Below are 24,945 nucleotides of genomic sequence, written 5' to 3'. Positions count from 1 at the left end.
ACAAACTTCAGCTACTCTACTCACTGAGATAGCAGGAAACGTTAAGCCGAGGAACGGGACGGAGACCCCCGAATCACCAGGGCAAGCGCACCAAGCTCGGCTTAACGTTTTCCTCGGCATAATCGCTATGGTGGACGGTGCCGAGCACAGGCCTGGCCAGCGGGTGTCGTTCAGTGCGGCGCTGCCAGAGAGCCAGCTTCAGAGCCTCCTCCACGAACGCGGTGTCATGCGATGTGGAGGACGCCCACGACAAGATTCTGCGGGAGAACAAGTCGATCACGAAGGACACATAAGCAAACCCGCCACGAATCGGAACATACGTAAAATCCGTGACCCAATCCTTGTTCGGGGCATCGGTGAAGAAGTTCCTGTTCAACAGGTCCTTGGCCCGGATTTTGTCCTTGGAACGGATCGTCGTAGTCGTCCTGCGCCCCCGCACCAAACCCTTCATTCCAGCAACACGCATCAGCCGGTCCACGGTGTGCTTGGAGATATCGGCGAACCCGTTACGCTGCAACCAGACACGCATTTTCCGTCGACCATAAAGCACTTCAGGGTTCAGCTTGAGCGTCTTCTGATCAGGTTTCTGCAGGTCATAGAGTTTGTTGAGGATCAACGCGTCGGTAACAACGCGCGGTGCGGGCTCATCTGCTTTCCAGCTGCGATACGTGCGGGCAGAGACCTTCACGCCCTGAATATTCAGGGCCTGGCAGATCTGCTGGACTGCGTAGCCACGTTCACGTTGCTGATCGATGAACTCAGTAATTAGTGACGGCGAGGGTCCAGCTCCCTCGCGAAGAAAATCGCTGACTGTTTCAGGATTTCATTCACTTCTTCAAGGTCCTTGACCTTGGATTTGAGTGCTTTGATCTCGGCGAGTTCATCACTGCTTGGCCCTGTCCTGTCACCGGCATCAACCTGTGCTTGGAGAACCCAGCGTCGCAACGCTTCTTTACCAACATTGAGATTCGGCGCCATCTCAGCACACGCAGCATAGACAGACTTATAACGATCCAACCGGTCCATCACGTAGGACACGGCACGGCTCTTAACTTCGGGAGTGTACTGCTTGGGCATGCTATCCATTCTCTCAATAGAAAACGGCATAAAACACGGGACGATTCAGGTAGGAAAAAACTGATGGCCGTTGGGGCGTTGAGCAGTAGAAGGATGCCCGCAACGCGGTAGGGGAGTGCGGCCCATGCGCCGTTTGAGAAGGACGGGCAACGATTGCGCCAGGTGCACCCGTTCAGGGCCGTGTAGCTGCATCGAAACCTCCGCAAATTGTGCTCCATCCAGTGTCAGCGCCACAGGGGAGGGAGCAGCGCCGATCATCACTTGCGATTCATCCAATGCAACCCACAGAGTACTTCTACTTGACATAATGTTGATTATCGGCGCTCAACCCACGAGAGTAGCAGTAGCTGCAAGAACTCCCGTTGCATGACGATTTTTACGTTTCCGCAGTTCAGCCCTGCTTAGGCGCTGACGTATTCCGCGAGGTACTGGCCCGTCAGCGTCGAACGGGCGGCGACGAGGTCGGCGGGCGTGCCCTCGAAGACGATGTGGCCGCCGTCATGGCCCGCACCGGGGCCGATATCGATGATCCAGTCGGCGTGCGCCATGACAGCCTGGTGGTGCTCGACGACGACGACCGACTTGCCGGAGTCAACGAGCCGGTCGACTAGGCCGAGAAGGTTTTCGACGTCAGCGAGGTGAAGTCCGGCGGTCGGCTCATCAAGTACGTAGACCCCGCCCTTCTCCCCCAGATGCGTGGCCAGCTTGATCCGCTGTCGCTCACCTCCGGACAGCGTGGTGAGTGGCTGGCCGAGGGTGAGGTAGCCAAGTCCGACGTCGGCGAGCCGTACGAGGATCTTGTGGGCGGCCGGCAGATTCGCCCCGCCGTCGCCGAAGAAGGCCGCAGCTTCGGCGACGGGCATCGCGAGCACTTCGCTGATGTCCTTGCCGGCGAGCCGGTACTCGAGCACCGGCGCCTGGAACCGCTTTCCATCGCAGACCTCACAGGGAGCGGCGACACCGGCCATCATTGCCAGGTCCGTGTAGATGACACCGGCGCCGTTGCAGTTGGGGCAGGCGCCCTCCGAATTGGCGCTGAACAGCGCCGGCTTCACGCCGTTCTCCTTGGCGAAGGCCTTGCGGATCGGGTCCAGGAGCCCGGTGTACGTTGCCGGGTTGCTCCGGCGCGAACCGCGGATTGCCCCTTGGTCAATTGACACCACACCGTCCCGTCCGGATACCGAGCCGCGGATCAGCGAGCTCTTACCCGAGCCGGCCACCCCGGTGATGACGGTAAGGACCCCGAGGGGGATGTCGACGTCGACGTTCACAAGGTTGTTGGCGTTGGCACCACGCACGTCCAGCGTCCCGGAAGGTTTGCGCACCTGTTCCTTCAGAGATGCGCGGTCGTCCAGGTGCCGTCCGGTGATAGTGTCGGTGGCCCGCAGCCCCTCAACGGTGCCCTCGAACATCACCTGGCCACCTTCTGAGCCGGCGCGCGGACCGAGGTCGACGACGTGATCGGCTATCGCGATCAGCTCAGGTTTATGTTCCACGACCAGCACGGTGTTGCCCTTGTCGCGCAGTTGCAGCAAAAGATTGTTCATCCGTGCGATGTCATGGGGGTGCAGCCCGATCGTCGGTTCGTCGAAGACGTAGGTGACGTCGGTGAGTGAGGAACCGAGGTGCCGGATCATTTTGGTCCGCTGCGATTCACCACCGGAGAGCGTGCTGGCCGGGCGGCTAAGACTGAGGTACCCCAACCCGATGTCCACGAAAGAGTCGAGGGTGTCACCGAGCGCCTTAAGCAACGGTGCCACCGACGGTTCATCGATTCCGCCTGCCCAGCCGGCCAGATCGCTGATCTGCATCGCGCAGGCTTCGGCGATGTTGATCCCCTTGATCTTCGACGACCGGGCCTCCGCGCTGAGCCTTGTTCCGTCGCATTCGGGGCACGTGGTAAAGGTGACCGCCCGCTCCACGAAGGCCCGGATGTGCGGCTGCAACGAGTCAACGCCTTTGGATAGCATCGACTTCTGGATCTTCGGGATCAGACCTTCATAGGTCAGGTTGATGCCGTCGACCTTGATTTTGGTGGGCTCCTTGTAGAGGAGATCGTCGAGCTCCTTCTTGGTGAACTTTTTGATCGCCTTGTCCGGGTCGAAGAAGCCACAGCCGCCGAAGATCCGCCCGTACCAGCCGTCCATGCTGTAGCCCGGGATCGTGAGCGCACCCGCATTGAGCGATTTGCCGTCATCGTAGAGCTCGGTCAGATCGATGTCGTTCACCGAGCCCCGGCCCTCGCAGCGCGGGCACATCCCGCCCAGGACGCTGAAGCTTCGCTTCTCCTTAGTCATTCGGCCGCCGCGCTCGATGCTCACTGCCCCGGCGCCGGAGATCGAGGCGACGTTGAAGGAAAACGCCTGGGGCGAGCCGATGTAAGGCTTCCCGAGCCGGCTGAAGACGATCCGCAACATCGCGTTTGCATCGGTGACCGTGCCGACGGTGGACCGCGGATTGGCGCCCATCCGCTCCTGGTCAACCAGGATCGCCGTCGTCAGCCCGTCCAGCACGTCGACGTCTGGACGTGCCAGTGTCGGCATGAAGCCCTGCACAAAGGCGCTGTAGGTCTCGTTGATCATCCGCTGCGATTCGGCGGCAATCGTGCCGAAAACGAGGGAGCTCTTGCCCGAACCGGAGACGCCGGTAAAGACCGTGAGCCGACGCTTTGGGAGCTCGACGCTGACGTCCTTGAGGTTGTTGACGCGTGCGCCCTGCACCCGGATCAGATCGTGGCTGTCACCAACGTGCCGCACAGCCGACTCCAGTTCCGTCCTGATGTCCGAGCTCATGCTGTCTCTTTTCTGCTAGGGGAAGCTGCCTTCGTTCTGCCCGGTGCCGTGTGGCCCGATCAATTCCGCACCGAGCGGCACGTCCCATAACCAAGAACAGTTCTCGGGCCATGGTTCATTTTATGTCTCTGCGCCGGCGCCCATGCGATCATTGACCGGTGATCTCCACCAGACATATAACCCGCAGCGATGTACCGGCTCTGGCCGAATTGCTACGAGTGAATCGGGAGTTTCTGGGCCCATGGGAACCCCTTCGCGGCGACGAATACTTCACTGCGGCGGGCCAGCGGTGCGTGGTCCAGGACGCGCTGGCCCGCTACGAAAAAAGGACCGCCCTTCCCCACGTGATAGTTGATGACGCCGGTCACCAGGGTGCAGCCCTTTTCGGTGCAGGTGAATGAGTCTTCATCAAGCTGCCGCTCACGTTGCGGATGTCCGTCTGTAGGCTCGTTATGAACCGCCGGTGCCTTGCTGGATTCGGTGGATACCAGCCCGGGGCTGCCGCCGGCATCGACAACGGCCTGCCACGGACGGATCTACTCGACCTGCTCCACTCCGCTGGGGCAACCACAAACGCGATCTTCTTAAGTATTAGTTCATCAGCCATGCTACAACGCCAGCCCGGTGCGGCCCGGCCAATTGAGGGTTCGCCCCGGGGCGGCTGTGACGGGCACCTAAACTGGATTCATGAGCATGAGCGATTCCCCCTCCCCCGACTTTTTCCCACTCCCGTCGGGCTCCAGCGGCGCCCCGTTGTGCGATGCCGGATTATCCGGTACCGGGTACTCCGATGCCGGGATCCGGGACATGGTGCTAACGATGTTGGGGTCCGGGGAGCTGCCGCCGATTGTCCAAGCCGGGGATCCGGTGCTCCGCAGCCCGGCAAAGCCGGTTGCCGGCCAAGTGAGCGCCAGCGAGCTCGAGGCGCTCATCGAGCTGATGCGCCGCACCATGCATGAAGCCCCCGGGGTCGGGCTGGCGGCTCCGCAGATCGGACTGCCGCTGCAGCTGGCCGTAGTGGAGGATCTGTATGAGCTGCCGGCGGAAATTGCAGAGGAACGCGCACGTTCGCCGTTGGAGTTTCTGGCGCTGCTCAACCCCCGCTATCAGGCGATCGGCTCCGGGACCGCCTCTTTTTACGAAGGGTGCCTATCGATGCGCGGCTGGCAGGCCGTCGTCGAACGTCCGTCGCGGGTGCGTTTGACGTACGACGACGCTACTGGACTCGCGTGCCATCGGGAGTTTAGCGGGTGGGCAGCGCGCATTGTGGCGCACGAAACCGACCATTTGCATGGAACTCTGTATATCGATAAGGCCTTGACGCGTTCGCTTGCCGACGATACGGAGTACAGCCAGCGCTGGGCCGAGCCTGGCATTTCCCTCGCCCGGGAGGGGCTGCGGTTCTAAGGCTTCGCCACCTGTGGGCGGCCAATGCCGGGCCAGGCCCGAAGCACTGCTAGGCTCCGCAGCATGGACCCCACAGGTACGGAACGGAACATCCCCGAGGGCTCCTCCCCCGTTAGCGGGCCGCGAGTGCTCAGGAGCTTCCGGACCGAGCTGGTCAAGAAGGAAGGCGACACGGTCGATGCTGCCTGGGCAGGAGGTATTCCGGCGCAGTATGGCGTGGCGCCACGCGTCCGGCTGGGACGTACGAAGTGGTTTAACCTGCTCTGGTTGATTCCCATTGGTCTTCTGCTGTTGATTATTGGCATTGCCGTCGCGAAGGGTATCCGGGACTTGCCGGGTGTTCAGTCCTTTATGCAGCGCTATCCGGGCATGTCGCAACTGCCGAACGATGCCCCGGTGGGATTTCCGGCCTGGCTTGGCTGGCAGCATTTCCTGAACTTGTTCCTGATGACTTTTCTCATCCGCTCCGGCGTGACCATAATGGCCGACCACCCGCGGTTCTACTGGACCCGGCATTCGACGCCGGGCCGGGACTGGTTCCGGATGCAGAAACCCGTTCCCCCGGATCCGCTGTATACAGCAAAGCAGGATTCCATCACGCTTCCGGACGGAGTCGGCCTGCCCGGCCGGCGGCATTCAATCGGGCTGGCACGCTGGTGGCATCTGGGCATCGATACCCTCTGGCTGTTGAACGGGATTGTCTTTTTCGTCCTGATCTTCAGCACCGGGCAATGGAAGCGGCTGGTACCGATGAGCTGGGATGTGATTCCGAACGCTATTTCCGTGACCATCCAGTACCTTTCGCTGGACTGGCCGGTGGAATCGGGCTGGGTCAATTACAACAGCCTGCAGCTGATCGCCTACTTCCTGACGGTTTTCATCGCCGCGCCGGCTGCCCTGCTGACCGGCTTGGGAATGTCCCCGGCGCTTTCCACCAGATTCCGCCGCATCAGCTCCTTGTTCAGCATTCAGGCTGCTCGGTCGCTGCATTTTCTCGTATTGTGCTGGTTTGTTTTGTTTATCCTGGTGCATGTGACGCTGGTGCTGACTACGGGGGCCCTTCGAAATCTCAACCACATGTACGCCGCTGCCGATAACGAGTCCTGGCTCGGATTCTCAATTTTCGCCGTCTCCATGATGGTTGTCATTGTGGCCTGGGTGGCCGCCACTCCCCTGACCTACCGTTACCCACGCAAGGTACAGAAAGTCGGCTCCTCCCTGATCGGGCCTGCGGAGCGGCTTTTTGAACACATCGACTCCAATCCTGGGCAGTACAGCGAGAAAAATATTTCGCCCTATTTTTGGCACAACGGAAAGTACCCGGAGTCGCAGGAGTATCAGCAGTTGCGCGCCGGGGATTTCCGCGATTACCGGCTCCGGATCAACGGCCTGGTGGAGAATCCGGTGGAGCTGGATCTGGAACAACTCCACGCGCTCCCCCGGCACGAACAAATCACGCAACATTTCTGCATTCAAGGGTGGTCAGGCGTGGCCAAATGGGGCGGCATTTCGATGCAGACCATCGTGGACCTGGCGAAGCCGAAGCCGGCGGCGAAGTGGGTTATCTTCTACTCCTTTGCAGAGGGACCGGACACGGGGATCTACTATGATGCGCAGCCGATCGGGCAAATGTCTTACCGGCTGACGATGCTCGCATATGAGATGAATGATCAACCGTTGTCCTTCGGCCACGGTGCGCCGCTGCGGCTGCGCAACGAAGTTCAGCTGGGCTTTAAGCTGGTCAAATGGATCAAGGGCATCGAGTTCGTGGAACACTTCTCCGAGGTAGGTGGAGGCCAGGGCGGCTACAACAATGACCACGAATTCTTCGGTTACCGGCAGTCCATCTGACTCACCTGTTCAGCAATTCATCCGCCTCAATCCTGACGGTGACCTCGCCCGGCAGCGGATTGGCAAAAGTACCGCGGATCATGGACCTGCTCCGCCGTCTTCTGCCGTCATCAACCTGGCCACCTCCTCCTGGCGCCGCAAGGGTGCCGCAGGAGCGCGGCATCCTCTACTGTTTAACGGATAAGGACCGGCCATGAGGGAGACACATCGTGCAAAAGACTTCTTTGACCGCGTTGGCACGGCATCAACTGGATATCGCCCGGCAGGCCCCGAGCGGCCGCAGCGCGGAAACGGTCTACGGCGGCCACGAGCGGGTCCTGCGCCAGACGATGATCGCGCTACGCGCCGGATCCGTCCTTAACGAGCATGTCAATCCCGGCGAGGCGACGGTCTACGTGCTGTCCGGTCGGGTGCTACTGACGTCCGAAGCCGCGGAATGGGACGGCTCCGCCGGAGATTTACTCCCGATGCCTGACGCGCGTCATGCCCTAAAAGCGGAGCAGGACTCCGTCGTCGTGCTGACCGTTGCCAAGCGGCACCAGGCAGCAGCTCAGGTACCAGGCCAGTGACCTTCCCACCCGGCTGCCTATGGCGAACTTCGGTATTAACGTGCCCGAGCTAATAGCTGTCAGATAGCAATTCACCACGAGTGTGTTAAGACGTCTCCTACGGGCTGCCCGAGACACGCCATTTAGACTGTCACCATGAACCGCTCCGGAGTTTCCGCACTCTTGTGCCCATTGTGTGCCGGGTCTTTTGGCATCGACTGCGCTACGACGCCGAAGCCCAGCGCCCTCGTGTGCGATTCCGGCCATAGCTTTGACATTGCCAAACAGGGCTACATTAACTTCCTTACCGGAGCCGGGACACGCTTCGTTGCAGACAGCGCTGCAATGGTTGCCGCACGCGAAGAATTCCTGGCGGCGGGGCATTACCTTCCGCTGGCGCAGGCGTTGGCCACCACCGTCCTGGCTCACTCCCCTGACAACGGCGACTCTTTGGTGGTGGATGCGGGAACCGGGACGGGCTACTACCTGCATCAGCTGCACCGTGCCGCCGCCCAGCGGAGACCTTCCGCGGGCCTTGCCCAAGGGCCGACCGGTCCGGCGCTGGCATCGATCGGGCTGGATATCTCCAAATTTGCCCTTCGCCGGGCGGCCAGGCTGAATCCGGAGACGCTGAACCTTGTCTGGGATGTGTGGCAGCCGTTGCCGATTGCCGCGGTCACGGCAGACGTCGTCGTCGTCGTCTTTGCGCCCCGCAACCCCGCCGAGTTTGCCCGCATCCTGACGCCGCGAGGCGTACTGGTGGTGGCCACCCCGCTGCCCGGACACTTGGCCGAGATCGCCGGCGTGGCCGGGCTGCTGGCCCTGCAGGAAGACAAGCAGAATGTTCTCCAGGCATCCGTGGCAACACATTTTGCTCCCGGTGGGTTCACTGACGTTGAGCATCAGATGTCGCTGAGCCCCGCAGATGTTTTCCGGATTGCCCTGATGGGGCCGGCCGGCCATCATCTGGATCCGGCGCAGCTGCGGGACCGGGTGGCCGCACTGCCGGAGCACACGGACGTCACGGCCAGGTTCCGGATCAGCACTTTTTACCCCCACCACACTCCGGCGCACTGACCGGCCGTGCCTTGGCGCGGCGATTCGCTTTCCGGCGCCGCGGCTGAGGCCGCCGGAGCCGTGCACGCGATGCCTGTGCACGCGATGCCCTTTCCCGCGGTGCTCGTGCGCGCCGGATCGTGGGTTGATGCAGATCGACATGAAGCCATTTGAGGGTCAGTTGGGTCAACGGCCCGACGGCGACGGCAAAGGCCAGGGTGCCAAGGCCGACAACCCCGCCCAAGAAGAAACCGATGACGACGACGATGAGCTCAAGGCCGGTGCGGATCTGCCAGACGGGCCTGCCGGTGACGCGCACGAGCCCCGTCATCAGGCCGTCCCGCGGCCCCGGCCCCATCCCGGCGCCAATGTACAGAGCCGTCGCCAGCGCCAGGAGGAACAGCCCGGCGGAGAACATCAGGGCCTGCAGGGCAAGGTGCGCTGGTCGAGGGATGAAAGCCAGCCCCACATCGGCAAAGACGCCGATGAGAACGGCGTTGGCGACTGTGCCCACGCCGGGCCGCTGGCGCAGCGGAATCCACAGCAAGAGCACCGCCGCACTGATGATGATGGTGCACAGACCGAAGCTCAGCGAGGTGCTCAGGGCAACGCCCTGGCCGAAAACGTCCCACGGTGAAGCGCCGATATTCCCGCGGATCATCAGGGCGATCGCCACGCCGTAGGCGAACAGGCCTGCAGACAAACGCAGCACACGCGCGGAAACGTTATCCGTGGTCAGGAAGGCTTTCATCGGTAACCATTCATCGAAGGACAGAAACAATTGAAAAGCACCTCACGTCTGCCTTCCGCCATCGATTATTGACCAGAAGACTCCCGCGCGGGCGAAAGCTGCGCCGCGGCCCCCGGTGGACCGTGGCGGGGTCAGAAAATCGCTAAGGGTAGTAGGCTGAAACTACGTTCACTTTCAAGGGGGCTGCAATGTTTGACTGGTTGGTGCAAAACGGCTGGGCGCTTTGGCTCGTCGTCTTCCTTATCCTCGCCGGCATTGAGATGCTGACCCTAGATCTATTCTTCATCATGATGTCCGCGGGGGCGCTCGCGGCGCTCGCCAGTTCATTTATGGGCGCACAGCTCTGGCTGCAAATCATTGTGTTCTGCGTAGTAGCCCTGGCCATGATCGTCTTTATTAGACCGGTTGCCCTCAACCACCTGCACAAAGACCACGATGAGCACAGCACGAACATCGACAGGTTGATCGGTCACAGCGCCGTTGTAGTTCAAGCCGTGACCGAACACTCCGGGCTGGTGAAAATCGGCGGGGACACGTGGACCGCCCGCACACGCGGTCCGGCGGAACTTTCGGCCGGACAGGCGGTTGTCGTCGGAGCCATCGAGGGTGCCACCGCCGTCGTCTCGCTCCCGGGAACCTCTTTTTCGCCCGGCTCTCCCAGCGCGGCTGCCGGCCACTGACCGCTGCGGCGCAGCCACCGTCCGTCTGAACCAACACGCTCGAGTCTTGAAGAAATGAAAAGAGGGGAACTATGGGTGAGTCCGCAGGGGCCGTCGCACTGTCGATCGTGCTGGTCGTCCTAATTATCTTTGTGATCATCGTCCTGGTCCGGTCGGTCCGCATTATTCCGCAGGCTCGCGCCGGAGTCGTGGAACGTCTCGGGAAATACGCCCGGACGCTCAACCCTGGGCTCACGCTGCTGATTCCGTTCGTCGACCGGCTGCTGCCGCTGCTGGACCTGCGCGAACAGGTGGTCTCTTTCCCGCCGCAGCCGGTGATCACCGAGGATAACCTGGTGGTTTCCATAGATACCGTGGTTTATTTCCAGGTCACGGATCCGCGCGCGGCCACGTATGAAATCGCCAACTACATTCAGGCAGTGGAGCAGCTGACGACGACGACACTGCGTAACGTCGTCGGCGGCCTGAACCTCGAAGAGGCGTTGACGAGCCGGGACCAGATCAACGGCCAGCTGCGCGGGGTGCTTGACGAGGCCACCGGCCGGTGGGGTATCCGGGTCAGCCGGGTTGAGCTCAAGGCAATTGATCCGCCCCTGTCGATCCAGGATTCGATGGAAAAGCAGATGCGCGCCGAAAGGGATCGGCGTGCAGCGATTCTGACCGCAGAGGGCACCAAGCAGTCCGCCATTCTGACGGCTGAGGGTGAACGGCAGTCCGCCATCCTGAAGGCTGAGGGTGATGCGAAGGCCGCGATCCTGCGGGCCGACGGCGAGTCGCAGGCGATCCAGAAGGTCTTCGACGCCATCCACAAGGGAAATCCGACGCAGAAACTGCTGGCGTACCAGTACCTGCAGACGCTGCCGAAACTGGCCAACGGTTCGGCAAACAAGCTGTGGATTATCCCGAGCGAAATCGGTGAGGCACTCAAGGGCATCGGGGATGTTCTGGGCAGGAGCACCCCGGATGAGCCCGCAGCAACTCCGCCGGTGAATCTGGCCACGGCGGGCACCGAAACCGCTACGGGTCTCTAGCATCACCGCAGGTACGGCAGGAGGCGGCCGCGGCGGCCGCCTCCTCAGCGGTCCGGGGGATCTTAATTCCCCGGAAATCGGTCATTTGGGACGCCGCATCTGGGGTCTCCTGGCTGACTACCGCGGCAAACTTGCCGGCACGTCGGTTCTGGTGCTGCTGGGTTCATCCTTGGGCGTGGCGGTTCCGCTGCTCACCCAGCGGGCCTTCGATGAAGCGCTCTTCCCGCACGACGGCGGCGTGAGACTGCCGCTGCTGGCACAGCTGGTTGCGCTGATGATTCTGTTGAGCATCCTGGTTTCAGTGCTGAATGTCTGGCGAACGTACCTGACGACCAGCGTCGGGAACAATGTCATGGCTGATGTCCGCAGCGAGCTGTTTTCGCATCTGCAGAAGATGGAACTAGCCTTCTTTACCCGGACTAAAACGGGGGTGATCCAATCCCGGCTGGCTAATGATGTTGGTGGGGTGGCCAGCGTTCTGACCAACACGGTGCCCTCAATTCTGGCCAACACGGTAACCGTCATCTCATCCCTGGCCGCCATGCTGCTGCTGTCCTGGCAGCTGACTGCCGTAGCCCTGATCCTCCTGCCGTTCCTGATATTCCTGCAGATCCGGATCGGGCGGGTGCGGCAGGGAATTGCGCGGCGGACCCAAGAATCGCTGTCGGACATGACATCGATCACGCAGGAGGCCCTCTCGGTTTCCGGGATAGTGCTCAGCAAGGTCTTCAATCAGGAAAGCGGGGAAACTGCGCGCTACCGGCGGGAGAATGACAAACAGCTGAAATTGCAGATCAAGCAGCAGATGACCGGGCAGTGGTTTTTCGGTTCCGTGCAGATTGTCATGAGTGTTACCCCGGCCATCGTCTACCTGAGCGCCGGGTGGCTGCTGACGCAAAACTGGCCGATCACCGCCGGAACGCTGGTCGCATTTACCACCTTGCAGGCGAGGATCAGCATGCCGATCCTGTCGCTCATGCGTGTAGCGCTGGATGTGCAGACCTCCAAGGCCCTCTTTGCACGTATCTTTGAATACCTGGACCTTCAACCTGCCATTGTCGACCGACCCGGGGCCCGGAGCCTAGTGCAGGGCGCTGTCCGCGGCGCCCTGACGCTTGACAACGTCTCCTTCTCATACGCCCCCCGCGCCGCACCGGTGACGTGGGCCCTGGACGAGGTCTCTCTGCACATTGAGTCCGGCCAGTTTGTTGCTTTTGTGGGCGCATCAGGGGCGGGGAAGACCACATTGTCCTACCTGATCCCCCGTCTCTACGAGGCCACGCGCGGGCGGATCTTGCTCGACGGCCATGATATCCAGGACCTGACGATGGAATCGCTGCGCCAGAACATCGGGATGGTGACGCAGGAGACGTATCTTTTTCACAGCACCATCGCGGAAAACCTGCGGTACGCCCGGCCTGGGGCGACGGATGCCGAGCTGATCCGCGCCGCCAAAGTGGCCAATATCCACGAACGGATCATGAGCTTCGAGGCCGGCTACGAAAGCGTGGTTGGAGAGCGCGGATACCGTCTCTCCGGGGGCGAGAAGCAACGTCTGGCCATTGCCCGCGTGGTATTGAAGAATCCACCCCTGCTCATTCTGGATGAGGCGACGAGTGCCTTGGACACCACGGGCGAGCGTCTGGTGCAAAGTGCACTGGAAGCAGTGATGGCCGGGCGGACCACCATCGCCATTGCGCACCGCCTCTCCACCGTAGTCTCCGCGGACCGGATCTTTGTTCTGGACCGCGGCAGCTTGGCCGAACAGGGCAGCCACCGGCAGCTCCTGGCCTCCGGCGGTATCTACGCCCGCCTGAACGCTGTAGGACTTGACCGGGCTGACGCCGGCAGCACAAGCGGGTAGACTAGTGCGTTGGGAACAATGCCGCCCGGCGGCGCGTTGTACCCGATGAACTTACTTCCCGTGAATCGACCGGGAGCAGACACAAAAAGGGAGAAATTATGAGCGATCGCAGCCTGCGGGGCATGCGTCTGGGTGCCCAGAGCATGGAAACCGAATCCGGTGTCGAACCAGCACCGCGCCAGCGTGTGGAATACCGGTGCACGGACGGCGAACAGGTCTTCGTGACCTTTTCCGCCGAGGCGGAAATTCCCGCCGTCTGGGTTTCCAAGACGGGCAAGGAAGCATTGCTGGTCGACGGCGAGAAACCGGTTGATTCGAACGAAAAGCCGGTCCGTACGCACTGGGACATGCTGCTGGAGCGCCGATCCTTACCGGAGCTGGAAACTATTCTGGCCGACCGACTGACTATCCTCCGGGAACGCCGCGGAGAACGCCGCAGCGCCTAGGGACATCACTAACCACGAAGCCACAGCGGCTTAAACCTCGGGAGCCGGCGACCACCATGGTCACCGGCTCCCGAGGTTTTTACCCGGGACCTAGCTCTTCCCGGTCAGCTTCTTCCACCGGGCGGTCAGGCCCCACTTGGTGACATTGATCATCGCCTCCTGGACGATGTTGCCGCTCATCTTGGACGCTCCGAACTCACGCTCCACGAAGGTGATCGGGACTTCGACGATCTTCAATCCGAGTTGCGCTACCCGCCAGAGCATGTCGACCTGAAAGCCATATCCGACCGAGTCGACCTGGCTCAGGTCTAGGGCCTCAAGTGTGCTGCGGCGGAAGGCCCGGTATCCGCCGGTGATGTCCTTGATCCGCACGCCCAGCAGCACGCGGGAATAGAAGCTGCCGCCGAGTGAGATCAGCTTGCGCTGCAGCGGCCAGTTGACAACCTCGCCGCCCTGCACCCAGCGGGAGCCGAGCACCAGATCCGCACCATCCTCCAACGCTGCAAGGAGCGTTGGAAGCTGCTCCGGTTGGTGGGAACCATCCGCATCCATCTCCACGAATACGTCATAGCCGGCTGCCAGGCCCCAGCCGAATCCTGCGAGGTAGGCCGCACCCAGGCCCTCTTTGCCGGCCCGGTGCAGGACGTGGACCGCCGGGTCTTCCGCCGCGAAACCGTCGGCCAGCTGCCCCGTACCGTCAGGGCTGTTGTCATCTGCTATCAGGACGTCCGAGTCTGGTACCGCGGCGCGCAGCCGGCGCAGCGTCTTCGGCAGCGACTCGAGCTCGTTGTAAGTGGGAATGATGGTGAGGACACGCACTAATGAGTGCCTTTCCTTGCAGGGGTTGCCGGCGAACCAGCATTCGGGACGATGCGTGCATGGGCGTGTTGAACGCGCCGTGCGCAAAGGTCCATTATACGCGGGAAGAAAAAGGGTAGGTTCACGCGCCTTCGGGCCAGCCATGCACGCACCGTCGCGGTGACCACAAAACTGTTTTCTACTGACGCGTGAACCTACCCACTGCTGGAGCCGCCTTGGGCCCGTTCTCTTCACGGCACACTGCATTCAAACGGCCGTGCCGTTCAGCGGTGTGTGGCCGTGCACCCCCGCATGGCGATGCAGGCCAAGTCTTTCCCTCTTGGACGGAAGAACCCGTTGAGATAACAGCCTACGTCCTGTGGAGGAGGTGTCAATCGAGCTCTGACCTGCAGCTTCTGACGTTTGTGCAGGTCAGCGCGGGAGCGGTTGATAACAAATAGTTATAATTATCCGCTGAAATTGCCGGACGTCTGAGGCCGCACCGGTATGTGCAGAATCACGGCCCATCGGAAGGTTCGACCCCGGGCGCTTCGGCGCCGAACCCTGGAACCGAGTACAGCTGCACCCCGCGGTGCACTGTCTGCAGGCACCGCGGGTCTTCTCCTGCATCCAGTGCCGGGAGCAGCGGCGTTCGCGCTCGAGGGTCCGTACTCCAGGACTGCACCCGGTCATCGGCTACCTGCACCATCAGCTCGGCAACGTCCCAGACGGCAAAGCTTGCGGGTGCTCCGGGCACCAACTGGCCCAACAACGGATCGCGCGCCCGCGCCGCCCGCCAGCCGGCCCGGCTGTGACCGAGGAAAGCGGCACGGGCCGAAATACGGGCAGCGCTTTGGTGATGTGAAAGCGCTGCCCGCACGCTGGCCCAGGGGTTCATCGGTGTAACGGGGGCGTCCGAGCCAAAACAAACGGGGACACCTGCGGCGTAGAACGCTGCGATCGGATTGAGCGCAGCAGCCCGTGCCGCACCCAGCCGCGTCTGATAGAGGCCCCCCGGCCCGCCCCAGAGCGCGTCAAAGTAAGGCTGTACCGAGACGGTAACCGAATGCGCCGCGAGGGCAGCAATTGCGTCGTCGTCAGCCATCTCCACATGCTCAAAACGATGGCCGGCAGCGCGGACCTTTTCTATCCCTACCCGTGCGGCGGCCCGCCGCAGGCCTTCGACGGCAATGTCCATGGCGCCGTCGCCAATCAGATGGAAACCCGCCTGGATACCGAGCTCCGAGGCCGCAGCCAGATGGTCAGTGACCTGTTCAACGCAGAGGTACTGGGTTCCCCTGTTGCCAGGAGCATCCGCATAAGGTTCGCGCAGCAGCGCCGAGTGGGAGCCGATCGAACCATCAATATTCAGGTCTCCGGCGAGGCCGAGTACTTCGGTGCCTAGGCCGGCCAGCACGCTGCGCGCCTCCTCGGCCGTGCTGACGGCCTGCCCCCAATAGGGCAGCACCTGCGGCAGGGCCGGCCCCGCTCCCGGCCGACTATCCGGCTGTGTACCCGACGGGCCCCCCGAACCGGCCGCAAGGGCGGCAAGCAGTTGCAGGTCTTCCGCGGAGCCGACGTGGGGTGCGCTCATTTCCGCCACTGCCACGTAGCCGGCTGCCGCAGCGGCATGCAGCGCCCGCAGCTGGTAGGCGGTCCGCTGCGCCGTCGAAAACGTCCGGGTGGCATCCCTGGCCGCGGCATGGGCAGTGCGGGCCACCAGGCCCTCGCCAAGCCAGCCATCCAGGCCGTGCAGGTGTGCCCGTGCCGCGAGGGCCGATGAAACGACGCCGGAATGAACGTCGATGCGGGACAGGTAGACCTCGCGGCCGCCGCTGGCGCGGTCCAGCTCATCGGCGGTCGGGGGTCGTCCTTCCGGCCATTTCGTTTCATCCCAGCCGTGTCCGAGGATCGGACCCGCGCCGGAACCTGCCGCAGCCGCGGACGTTCGCCTGGCCGCGGCGCCGGCACCGGTCGTCCCTGAGGGTGTGGCGGCAGCGGCAAGCAGGGCCAGCGCTTCGGCCAGCGAAAGGGCCGGGGTCAGGTCAACGGAGGCCAGCGCAATGCCGGTCTCCGTGATATGAACATGCGAATCGACGAATCCGGGGGTAATTAGTGCTCCGCCCAAATCCACCTGGCGCATGCGCTGATCAGCCAGCGACGCGGCAGCGTGTTCGGTACCGACCCAGGCTACGGTGCCCGAATCCACCAGCATGGCAGTGGCGAACGGGTCGGCGGCACTGTAGACGGAACCGTTGCGGTAAAGGGTCAGGGGCATCGGGGTTGGTCCTTTCACGGGAGATCGGCAAAATGCCAGGGTGCGGGTGAAGCACTGGACCGTGCTATTCGACCACGGCCGAATACGCCACCACGCCGCGGCGTACGGAGTTGATGGCCGCGACGCACAACCGCGCAAACGCCGGGTCCAGGGCCGGCACCTTCGCCAGCTGATCGAGCAAGTCGATGACCTGTTTGGCCCAACGGACAAAGTCCCCGGCGGCCAGATCCGTCCCGGACAGCACATCCTGGAGTCCACGGCCCGTGGCCCACTTGTACATCGGCCAGACCAGACCCAGCTCCGGCTCGCCGGTGAGCGGCAATTTGTGGGCTTCCTCCACGTCTTCCAGGACTGACCACTGACGGATCACGGCGTCGACAGCGGTCTCCAAGCTGACGCTGGGCATCCGCGGACGCAGACCCCGATCGTCCCGCTTGGCCTGGTACACCAAGGTGCAGGCCAGCGTGGCCAGCTCCGCCGCGTCAAGGTCGTCCAAGGCGCCGTCCCGAAGGCAGAGCGAGACGAGCAGGTCTTTTTCGCCATAGATGCGCCGCAGCCGCTGTCCGTCGGTGCTCGGCCGCAGACCGCCGTCGGGCGTCGGCTCCAAATAGTCGTAACCGCTGAGCACGTCACAGACCCGATCAAACGTTTTTGCAATCGTGTTCGTGCGGCCCTGAATCTGCCGCTCCAGGGCATCGGTTTCGCGGCGCAGTGTCCACCACCGCTCCGACCAGCGCGCATGACTCTCACGCTCGCTGCAGCCATGGCACGGGTGTGCCCGCAACCTGCGCTGCAGGTCGGTAATGGCCTGCTCCTGCCCGGTCGCCGCTTCGGAGAGCTGGAATGCAGGTGCCCTGCGACCCGCTTGGGCGCTTTGCTCCGGTGTGCGCTCGTTCGATGGGGCCAGGGCATGGCGCACCGCTGCACACAAGTCCCGTCGGTCCTTGGCCAGCTTGACGTTGAACGCCTTCGGGATCCGGATCCTTGTCACGGGAGTTATCGGACCGGCCAGATCGTGAATGCTCAGCCGCCGTATCTGTTTCTCCAGCGTCAAAATGGTCGGCCTCGGAACGTGAGCTGACGTGTCGGCGCTGACGACGACGGCGGTCCCCGGTGTGCCGCCGCCGGGGACAGCCACGACGTCACCGGGACGGAGCCGCTCCAGCGACTCTTCAGCCGCCGAACGGCGCACCTGGGACTTCCGCCGGTCCGCGGCATTCTCCAGGTCCGTCAGTTCGCGGCGCAGCCGCGCATAGTCACTGAAATCTCCCAGATGGCAGGTCATCGACTCCGCATAGCCGGCGAGTGACTCTTGCCGGGACCGGACCTGCCTGGCCAGCCCGACGACGGAACGGTCGGCCTGGAATTGTGCAAAGGACGATTCCAGGATCTCCCGTGCCCGCGGGCGGCCGAACTGCGCGAGTAGATTCATGCTCATGTTGTACGTGGGCCGGAAGCTGGAGTTGAGTGGATAGGTGCGCCGGGAAGCGAGTCCGGCTACGGCGGCGGGATCCGTACCGGGCTGCCAGAGGACGACGGCGTGGCCTTCCACATCGATGCCGCGGCGGCCTGCGCGCCCCGTCAGCTGGGTGTACTCCCCTGCGGTGATGGCGACATGGGCCTCGCCATTGAATTTATCCAGTTTTTCCAGTACCACCGAGCGTGCGGGCATATTGACCCCCAGTGCCAGGGTCTCAGTGGCGAATACCGCCCGGACCAAACCGTCCACGAAGAGCTGCTCGACGACTTCCTTGAAGGTCGGCAGCATGCCGGCGTGGTGCGCAGCCAGGCCCCGGATCAGCCCGTCCCGCCAGCTCCAGTACCCCAGGATTTCCAGATCGTCCGCCGGGACGTCCCGGCAGGCCTCATCAACGCGGCGGCCGATTTCCCGCTGTTCGGTCTCAGTGGTCAGCCACAGCCCGGACTCGGCGCACTGCTTCACGGCGGCATCGCAGCCGGCCCGGGAAAAGATGAACGTGATCGCCGGCAGCAGGCCCTGCCGGTCCAGGGCGGTAATAACCTGTGACCGGCTGGCCCTGCGCACCACCGAAACCTGCTGCCCCCGCGCCGCAGCTGCGCTGCCGGGCTGCATTCGTCGGTCCTGGTCCCGCAGGTCCGAATCCCGCAGCCTGCCCCGGCGTTGGCCGTTGCGCCCCGCGCCGTGGGCATAGCGTCCGCGCCCCGTGCCGGCTTCGGATCTGGCCAGCCGGGCCAGCTCGGGATTGACCTCAAAGGCATCGGGGCCGGACGGGCCGGGTGCGGCGTCCGGAAGCTGATCGAACGGAACATCGGAGGCGAAGAGGTCCACAATATCCCGGCCGACCATGACGTGCTGCCAAAGGGGCACCGGCCGGTGCTCGGTGACGATCACATCCGTATCCCCGCGCACTGTGTCCAGCCATGCTCCGAACTCCTCAGCGTTGGAGACCGTTGCGCTGAGTGAGGCCAGTTGCACTTCGCTGGGCAGGTGAATGATTACCTCTTCCCAGACGGCCCCGCGGAACCTGTCCGCCAGGTAATGCACCTCGTCCATCACCACATAAGCCAGGTCGTCCAGAGCCTGAGAGCCGGCATACAACATATTGCGCAGCACCTCCGTGGTCATCACGATCACCGGTGCGTCCGGGTTGATATTCGTGTCGCCGGTGAGCAGCCCGACATTTTCAGACCCGTACTTGTCGGCAAGATCGCTGTATTTCTGGTTGCTCAGTGCCTTGATCGGGGTGGTGTAAAAGGCTTTCAGTCCGCGGGCAAGCGCGAGATAGACGGCGAACTCGCCGACAATGGTCTTGCCGGAACCGGTTGGCGCGGCCACCAGTACTCCGCGGCCGGCCTCCAGTGCGGCACAGCCCTGCAGCTGGAATTCATCAAGCTCGAACTCTAAGGTGCGCTGGAATTCACCCAACCGGGTCCGGGCTCGTGCTGAACGGGCCATGGCCGCCTGGTATCTCTGTGCTGGCGAGGACATATCCCTAGCCTACGGTAGCTAGAGCTGCTCCAGATCCGTCCCTAGTTCCTGGAAAGGAGTCGCCGTATCGGCGGTGGCTTCGGTTTCCGCCACCCGCTTGGCAGTCTTCCTATCGCGGCGTTTGTCGTTAAGGATGCACAGTCCAATGGCGCCAAAATATAGCACCAGCAAGGGGGCGCCTAGAAAGAACATGGAGAATGCGTCGGAGCCCGGTGCTGCCATCGCTGAGACAACAGTGACCCCCAAAATCGTGATCCGCCAGGCCTTCAGCATCGTCCTGCCGGCAATAATTCCTGCCATGTTCACTGCCACCAGCACCACCGGGACCAAGAACGCGATTCCCATGAACAGCATCAACTGCATGACGAAGGTCAAATAGTCGGTGGCATGGATAATATTGGATCCGCCAACCGGCGTGAAAGAAGTCAGCGCAACGACGATATTGGGCAGAATCAGCCAGCCGGTCCAGATACCGGCCAAGAACAACGGAATCGCCGAGAACATATAGCCAAGCGTGTACCGGCGCTCTTTGCTCGTCAGCCCCGGCGTGATGAAGGCCCAGAGCTGGTAGATCCATACCGGCGAGGAAAAGATTGCCCCGAGGAAGAACGCACTCTGGATTTTCAGGTCGAAGGATGTGGACACACCATCAAAGTTCAGCGACGCCACAACACCGCGCTGTTTGCTGATTTCCATCAGCGGCTGTGCAACGTCGGTAAAAAGCCGGTCGTATAGAATCCAGCCAACAACGGCACCGATGACGAGGGCAATGGCGCATTTGATCAGCCGATTGCGCAGCTCAATCAGATGCTCTTTGAGGGCCATCCGACCCTCAGGGTTGGATTTGCGCCCCGTCTTTGAGCTCACCGGCGCTAGCTAGGAGGGATTACCGGTGCCCGGCGTACGGCCGTCACCTTTGTATTGACCCTCGGCACTGTAATGGCCATCGGGGCTGTACTGTCCCCCGGGTTGCGGCGGGTTGTTGACAATCCTGCCTTCTACCGGCGGCTCGGACGGCACCGTAGGCGCAGCATGCGGTGCGGGGTTGGGAGCGTCCGATTTCCCATCCGTCTTCATTTCCTTGACCTCGGATTTAATGATCCGCATGGACTGGCCTAGGCTGCGGGCCATGCCCGGAAGCTTGGGGGCCGCAAAGAGCAGCACAATCACGATGATGATAATGAGAACAACCCAAGGGTTCTCAAATAATTTGCCCACGATACGTCCCTTCCTTTTGATACATCCTACGTCTAATGAGAGGTCTGTGCTGCACTGAAGTCAGTCCCGCAGCGATTCGATGTCGCGCCAGGATTGAAGTTGACCCCGTTCGCTCCTGCGGGCCACGCGTACCCGACGGCGTCTGCTGACCCGTTCGGCCTTCGCCGCGGTGTATTCGTCCTTCATTTGCTCCGGCGAAGCAAAAACCGCCCAGCCCGGTAGCCCGCCTACTGCCCGGCCCCGGGCCGCAAGCTGCGTGCGACCGTCGCCTTCAACGTCACCGTACTCTTCTATAGCACCGCCTCTTTCAACGGCACCGCGCTCTTCTATCACGCTGCGCTCGGCGCTGAGCCTTTGTTCCGCACCGGCGCGGTATCGGGACAACTCCGCACCTGCATGATGGAAAGCATCGACGGTTGCCGAAAATCCTCGCCACGTCCTAATGCCGAGCAGCAGCACGTACAGCAACGACAGCGCGATCAGCGCAATCCAGATAACAATCCATGACCACCAAGGCATACCGGCAGTCTATCGGTCCGTGTCCGCGCAGGTGTCCCCGGCCCCGGCCCCGGCCCCGTCCACCTCCACGGCCCGGGCATACCCCAGTAGAGCTTCCGCGAGAAAAGCCGCGGTTTCCTCCCGCAGATCTGCCGGCTCCAACACCTGGCCTCCCCCGGCAAGGCGTGCCATCAGCGCAGGAACCGCCGCGGCGCGCCCCATATTGAGGCGGACTGCGATCCGGCCGTCGGGCAGGATGGCCTGCTCCCTGGCACCGTAAGCCTCTGTGACCCATTGCGAGGAGCCGTCCAAGGCGATCACTACGTCCAGGTCCGCTGCCCCCGGCGTAAAGGCGCTCTCCGGCAACGGCGCGTCCACCGGCAGCTGATGCACAACGGCAGCTTCCCCGGTGGGATAAGCGGTCCGGATGTTGTCCAGACGGAAATTGCGCATCCCGCAGGCCAAGGTGCACCACGCCTCCACATACCAGTGCGAATCGAGCGAAAAGAGCCGTAACGGCTCGATCACTCTGTCCGTCACTTCGTCGCGGAGGGGAACAAAGTAGCTGATCCGCACCCGCGCACTGCCCGTCACCGCCCGCTGCAGGACGGACAGCATCTGCAGGGAGGCTTGTGGGGTAATCCGTGCCTGCACCACGTCGGCAAGCCACGCGTCCGAGCCGGCAACGCTCCGCACGCTCTCCAGCACCGACCGCAGTGTCTGATCGCCGCCGTCGTCCGGAAGCGCGCCGTCGTCGGGAAGCGATTGCAATGACTCCAGCCCAACCAACAGAGCGCAGGCTTCCTCCTGCGTTAGCCGCAGTGGTCTAGCCAGTTCGTCGGCGTCCCGGATGAAGACCGTCCCCTCATCCCAGCGCACGTCAATCAACTCCCCGTGCTGGTATCCGGGCAGGCCGCAGACCGAGAGCAGCGCCAGATCCGCCTCCAGCTCAGAAAGGCTTATACCGAATTCCTCAGCGACGGCGTCCGCTTCGATGCCGGAGTTCTGCACCAAAAAGGGCACCAGATCCAATAGCCTGCGAAGCCGGTCTTCGCTGTTTGGCTTTGGCCGGCGCGGGACCAACGGCCGGGTAAAATCGGCCGCCGGAGCGAAGCCGGCCGCGACTGCTGCGGCACCTTGGAGCCGACGCAGCACCGCGGCCCGCAGAACCGGTGGAGCAAGAACGACGACGGCGGCACCCATGGCGGCAAGGTCGTCGGCCAACAGCTCCGGGTCACGGTAGGGCACCGTGACCCGGTCCCAGCCTTGCCGCTGCGCGGGCTCCCCGGTTTCGGTTGGCTGACTCGCTGGATGATCTGCTGGCTGGCTCGTTGAGTGACTCTTCGGACGACTGGCTGGATGCCCGGCGGCCATTTCGCGCAGCAGCTGGCCGCGCCCGGCCGGCAGCGCAAGGACGGCCTCGCTCAGCGGTCCGGTGCCCAACGAGTCCAGGACCGCTGCCATGTCAAAATTCTCCGGCCGGCTAAACGTTGCCTTGCGGTCAATGCTGACGTCCGAGGTGATTCGGGCCAAACGGTAGAGCCGTTGTTCGCCCTGCCGGATGTCCCGTCCGCTCAAATACCACTGACCGTATTTGTTGCCAAGTCCCCAGGGCTCCACCTGCCGCTGAACAGTCCGGACATCTTGGGAGCGCCGGTAGGAAAAGCTCACCCGTTGATGATTGAGCAGGGCTTCCCACAGCGGATCGAAGGCAGCCTCCGTGGTGCGCATCCGTGGTGCAATGACCGGAGCCGAGGCCGCCGGCAGAGCTGGGGCAACCGTCTCGAGTTTGCGGACCGCACGAGCCGCCGCCGAGCCCAGCGATGCTTGCTCCCAGACACGGGCAGCCAGCGAAAGGACGGCCAGGCCTTCAGGATCCAGCCGGATCTGCGGCAACCGGTAATCCTGCGGCCGGATCAGATACTTCCAGGCGTCATCTCCCTCACCATGCGGATCGCGCAGACTGGTGATCGGAATTCCGAGGTTCTTCAGGTGCGTCTTATCGCGTTCAAACATCCGGCCGAAGGCATCATCGGTGGCCTGCGGGTCGTAGCCGTTGATCCGGTTGCGCAGAAAATCGCGGCTGCGCCCGTATTTGGTACCGAGCAGGGCGATTACGAGATTCATCAGGCGTTCAGTGGAAGATACAGGCACACCCGTCAGAGTACTAGACCAGTGCACAAAAGCGGCGCCCCGGCTGACCGGAGCACCGCTTTGTACGCCGCTTTGACGCTACGACTTGGCCTCAGGCGCGCAGTCCGACGAGGTCCACCACGAAAATCAATGCCTCATTGGGGCCGATGGCCCCTCCGGCGCCGCGCTCACCATAGGCAAGCTCGGAGGGAATTTCCAGCCGGCGGCGGCCGCCGACCTTCATGCCCAGCAGCCCCTGATCCCAGCCTTGGATGACCTGGCCAACACCGGCCTTGAAGTCCAGGGGCGTGCCGCGGCCCCAGGAAGAATCAAATTCTTCGCCGCTGGAAAATGCCACTCCCACGTAGTGTGCGGAGACGGTATTACCCGCCTGGACTTCGGGGCCGGAACCCTCGATCAGATCCTCAATCAATAGATCCGCAGGGACCTCGTGATCCGGGAAATCGATTTCCGGCTTCTGGCGGTCATATTCGCGCTGCCCAAAAGACATGGTGCTCCTTCTTGATGATGTTGATGATGAGTGCCGGGACAACCCCGGAAAAAAGGGATAGCCGCTACTGGATGCCGAGGATGTCGACCACAAACACCAGATCGCCATCCGGCTGGCCGGCAGTGGGAGTCGGGTAACCGAGCGCCTTGGGGATGACCAGCAGCACGCGTGATCCTACGGTTTTGCCGGTCAGGCCCTGCGTCCAGCCCTGGATGACCTGGTTGAGGGCAAAAGTGGCCGTCTTGCCGCGCGCGTAGCTGGAATCGAAGGTTTTGCCGTCCTTGTACGTCACACCAACGTAGTTGGCCACGATGGTGTCGGTCGCTTTAACTTCCTGGCCCTTGCCCTTAATCAGATCCTGTGACACGAGCGTTGTAGAGGCCGGAGTAGTCGGAATCGTGATCTGCGGAACGCCCTTGTCATCGTCCTTGACAGTGGGCAGGCCAGCCGGCGGGGTCACAGTATCCCCCTCCGGCTTGGACAGCGGCTTGGCCACGTCTTTGGCGGCCTCAATGTGGTAAATGACCAGCTGGGCGGGGGCCGCCGGTTGGGCCGGCGCCGCCGTGCTGCCCGCCACCGCCGCAGTGGCGGGGACTCCGTAAGCGATGTCTGAGCCGACTTTGGCACCCACAAAGGTGGCGTAGATAAGCGGGTACTGCTGTTGGAACTTGGAATCAACCACATAGGACTGCCCCGCGGGGTCGGCGTAAGAATCGCCCAAGGCGGTGCCGTCCTCGGCATTGAACGCCGCCAACCGGAGGACCATGGACTGGCCATCGGTGACCTTGGCGCCGTCGCCCTCGGAAATCACCCTGATGGACTGGTCCGTGATCTTCAACGGCTTGGCGAAGTCCACAGTGGGCGCTTTGCCGGCCGCTCCCGCTGTCACCTTGACCGATGAGAGGACGTCGGCGTGGGCGGCCGGTACGCTGACAGCCGGCGACGACGACGCCCCGGCTGTGGAGCCGGCCGCACCGCAGGCGCTGAGCAGCAGCAGCGCTGGTAGGAAAAATGCAAGAAGTCGGCGCACGGAGACAC

At 62.7% G+C, this 24,945-nt stretch carries 22 protein-coding genes; 9 read left to right on the top strand and 13 right to left on the bottom strand.

Annotation, left to right across the window (positions count from 1 at the left end; genetic code table 11):
* Positions 1-73 precede the first annotated feature (73 nt).
* The 3 genes from OS914_RS16000 to OS914_RS15990 form a co-directional block, all read right to left on the bottom strand.
* Entirely contained in the window at positions 74-688 is a 615-nt protein-coding gene (locus tag OS914_RS16000; protein ID WP_267547046.1) for a DDE-type integrase/transposase/recombinase, read from the bottom strand.
* Between the two features lie 77 nt (positions 689-765).
* Positions 766-1,077, bottom strand: coding sequence for a transposase (locus tag OS914_RS15995; protein ID WP_267547045.1), 312 nt, complete (start codon positions 1,075-1,077; stop codon positions 766-768).
* 401 nt (positions 1,078-1,478) lie between these two features.
* On the bottom strand, positions 1,479-3,869 hold the full coding sequence (locus tag OS914_RS15990) for an excinuclease ABC subunit UvrA (protein ID WP_267547044.1): 2,391 nt from the start codon (positions 3,867-3,869) through the stop codon (positions 1,479-1,481).
* Between the two features lie 158 nt (positions 3,870-4,027).
* Between OS914_RS15990 and OS914_RS15985 the strand changes: the two genes are divergently transcribed.
* The 5 genes from OS914_RS15985 to OS914_RS15965 all read left to right on the top strand — a co-directional run bounded on the left by OS914_RS15985 (position 4,028) and on the right by OS914_RS15965 (position 8,752).
* Positions 4,028-4,270, top strand: a complete 243-nt coding sequence (locus OS914_RS15985) for a hypothetical protein (protein ID WP_267547043.1) — start codon at positions 4,028-4,030, stop codon at positions 4,268-4,270.
* A gap of 286 nt (positions 4,271-4,556) precedes the next feature.
* Positions 4,557-5,276, top strand: coding sequence for a peptide deformylase (locus tag OS914_RS15980; protein ID WP_324290671.1), 720 nt, complete (start codon positions 4,557-4,559; stop codon positions 5,274-5,276).
* A gap of 63 nt (positions 5,277-5,339) precedes the next feature.
* The gene (locus tag OS914_RS15975; RefSeq protein ID WP_267547042.1) at positions 5,340-7,127 is read left to right on the top strand and encodes a molybdopterin-dependent oxidoreductase; all 1,788 of its coding nucleotides are present in this window, start codon (positions 5,340-5,342) and stop codon (positions 7,125-7,127) included.
* 209 nt (positions 7,128-7,336) lie between these two features.
* Complete coding sequence (locus tag OS914_RS15970; RefSeq protein ID WP_267547041.1) at positions 7,337-7,696, top strand: cupin domain-containing protein; 360 nt, start codon at positions 7,337-7,339, stop codon at positions 7,694-7,696.
* A gap of 135 nt (positions 7,697-7,831) precedes the next feature.
* A complete protein-coding gene (locus tag OS914_RS15965; protein WP_267547040.1) occupies positions 7,832-8,752 on the top strand; it encodes a putative RNA methyltransferase in 921 nt (306 codons plus the stop codon).
* On the opposite strand, the gene yczE is transcribed toward OS914_RS15965, so the two are convergent.
* Positions 8,715-9,482 carry a membrane protein YczE gene (gene yczE / locus OS914_RS15960; RefSeq protein ID WP_267547039.1) on the bottom strand — a complete coding sequence of 256 codons (768 nt, stop codon included), beginning with the start codon at positions 9,480-9,482 and terminating at the stop codon, positions 8,715-8,717. The two genes, OS914_RS15965 and yczE, sit on opposite strands and share 38 nt — an antisense overlap.
* Before the next feature lie 188 nt (positions 9,483-9,670).
* On the opposite strand from yczE, the gene OS914_RS15955 reads away from it, so the two are divergent.
* From OS914_RS15955 to OS914_RS15940, 4 genes are all read left to right on the top strand, one after another.
* A complete protein-coding gene (locus OS914_RS15955; protein ID WP_267547038.1) occupies positions 9,671-10,162 on the top strand; it encodes an NfeD family protein in 492 nt (163 codons plus the stop codon).
* Between the two features lie 71 nt (positions 10,163-10,233).
* Positions 10,234-11,193, top strand: coding sequence for an SPFH domain-containing protein (locus OS914_RS15950; RefSeq protein ID WP_267547037.1), 960 nt, complete (start codon positions 10,234-10,236; stop codon positions 11,191-11,193).
* 1 nt (position 11,194) lies between these two features.
* Entirely contained in the window at positions 11,195-13,057 is a 1,863-nt protein-coding gene (locus OS914_RS15945; protein WP_267547053.1) for an ABC transporter ATP-binding protein, read from the top strand.
* A gap of 98 nt (positions 13,058-13,155) precedes the next feature.
* Positions 13,156-13,503: an RNA polymerase-binding protein RbpA gene (locus OS914_RS15940; protein WP_196396514.1), complete on the top strand. Its 348-nt coding sequence runs from the start codon at positions 13,156-13,158 to the stop codon at positions 13,501-13,503.
* A 90-nt stretch (positions 13,504-13,593) separates the two neighbouring features.
* Here the strand turns inward: OS914_RS15940 and OS914_RS15935 are convergent, their stop codons facing one another.
* The 9 genes from OS914_RS15935 to OS914_RS15895 all read right to left on the bottom strand — a co-directional run bounded on the left by OS914_RS15935 (position 13,594) and on the right by OS914_RS15895 (position 24,937).
* Entirely contained in the window at positions 13,594-14,322 is a 729-nt protein-coding gene (locus OS914_RS15935) for a polyprenol monophosphomannose synthase (protein WP_267547036.1), read from the bottom strand.
* Between the two features lie 496 nt (positions 14,323-14,818).
* A complete protein-coding gene (locus OS914_RS15930) occupies positions 14,819-16,579 on the bottom strand; it encodes an amidohydrolase (RefSeq protein WP_267547035.1) in 1,761 nt (586 codons plus the stop codon).
* Positions 16,580-16,643: 64 nt separating this feature from the next.
* On the bottom strand, positions 16,644-19,547 hold the full coding sequence (locus tag OS914_RS15925; protein WP_267547034.1) for a DEAD/DEAH box helicase: 2,904 nt from the start codon (positions 19,545-19,547) through the stop codon (positions 16,644-16,646).
* An 18-nt stretch (positions 19,548-19,565) separates the two neighbouring features.
* The gene (tatC, locus tag OS914_RS15920; protein ID WP_267547052.1) at positions 19,566-20,372 is read right to left on the bottom strand and encodes a twin-arginine translocase subunit TatC; all 807 of its coding nucleotides are present in this window, start codon (positions 20,370-20,372) and stop codon (positions 19,566-19,568) included.
* A 51-nt stretch (positions 20,373-20,423) separates the two neighbouring features.
* On the bottom strand, positions 20,424-20,765 hold the full coding sequence (gene tatA, locus OS914_RS15915; RefSeq protein ID WP_267547033.1) for a Sec-independent protein translocase subunit TatA: 342 nt from the start codon (positions 20,763-20,765) through the stop codon (positions 20,424-20,426).
* A 60-nt stretch (positions 20,766-20,825) separates the two neighbouring features.
* A complete protein-coding gene (locus tag OS914_RS15910; RefSeq protein ID WP_267547032.1) occupies positions 20,826-21,284 on the bottom strand; it encodes a hypothetical protein in 459 nt (152 codons plus the stop codon).
* Positions 21,285-21,293: 9 nt separating this feature from the next.
* Positions 21,294-23,390 carry a helix-turn-helix transcriptional regulator gene (locus OS914_RS15905; RefSeq protein WP_267547031.1) on the bottom strand — a complete coding sequence of 699 codons (2,097 nt, stop codon included), beginning with the start codon at positions 23,388-23,390 and terminating at the stop codon, positions 21,294-21,296.
* A 118-nt stretch (positions 23,391-23,508) separates the two neighbouring features.
* Entirely contained in the window at positions 23,509-23,907 is a 399-nt protein-coding gene (locus OS914_RS15900; RefSeq protein WP_267547030.1) for an FKBP-type peptidyl-prolyl cis-trans isomerase, read from the bottom strand.
* Positions 23,908-23,971: 64 nt separating this feature from the next.
* A complete protein-coding gene (locus OS914_RS15895) occupies positions 23,972-24,937 on the bottom strand; it encodes an FKBP-type peptidyl-prolyl cis-trans isomerase (protein WP_267547029.1) in 966 nt (321 codons plus the stop codon).
* Positions 24,938-24,945: the final 8 nt, after the last annotated feature.

The sequence above is a fragment of the Arthrobacter endolithicus genome, from assembly GCF_026627425.1.
GTDB lineage: Bacteria > Actinomycetota > Actinomycetes > Actinomycetales > Micrococcaceae > Arthrobacter_M.
Note: the sequence above shows the minus strand (reverse complement) of the source record. Positions and strands in the feature narration are given on the sequence as shown.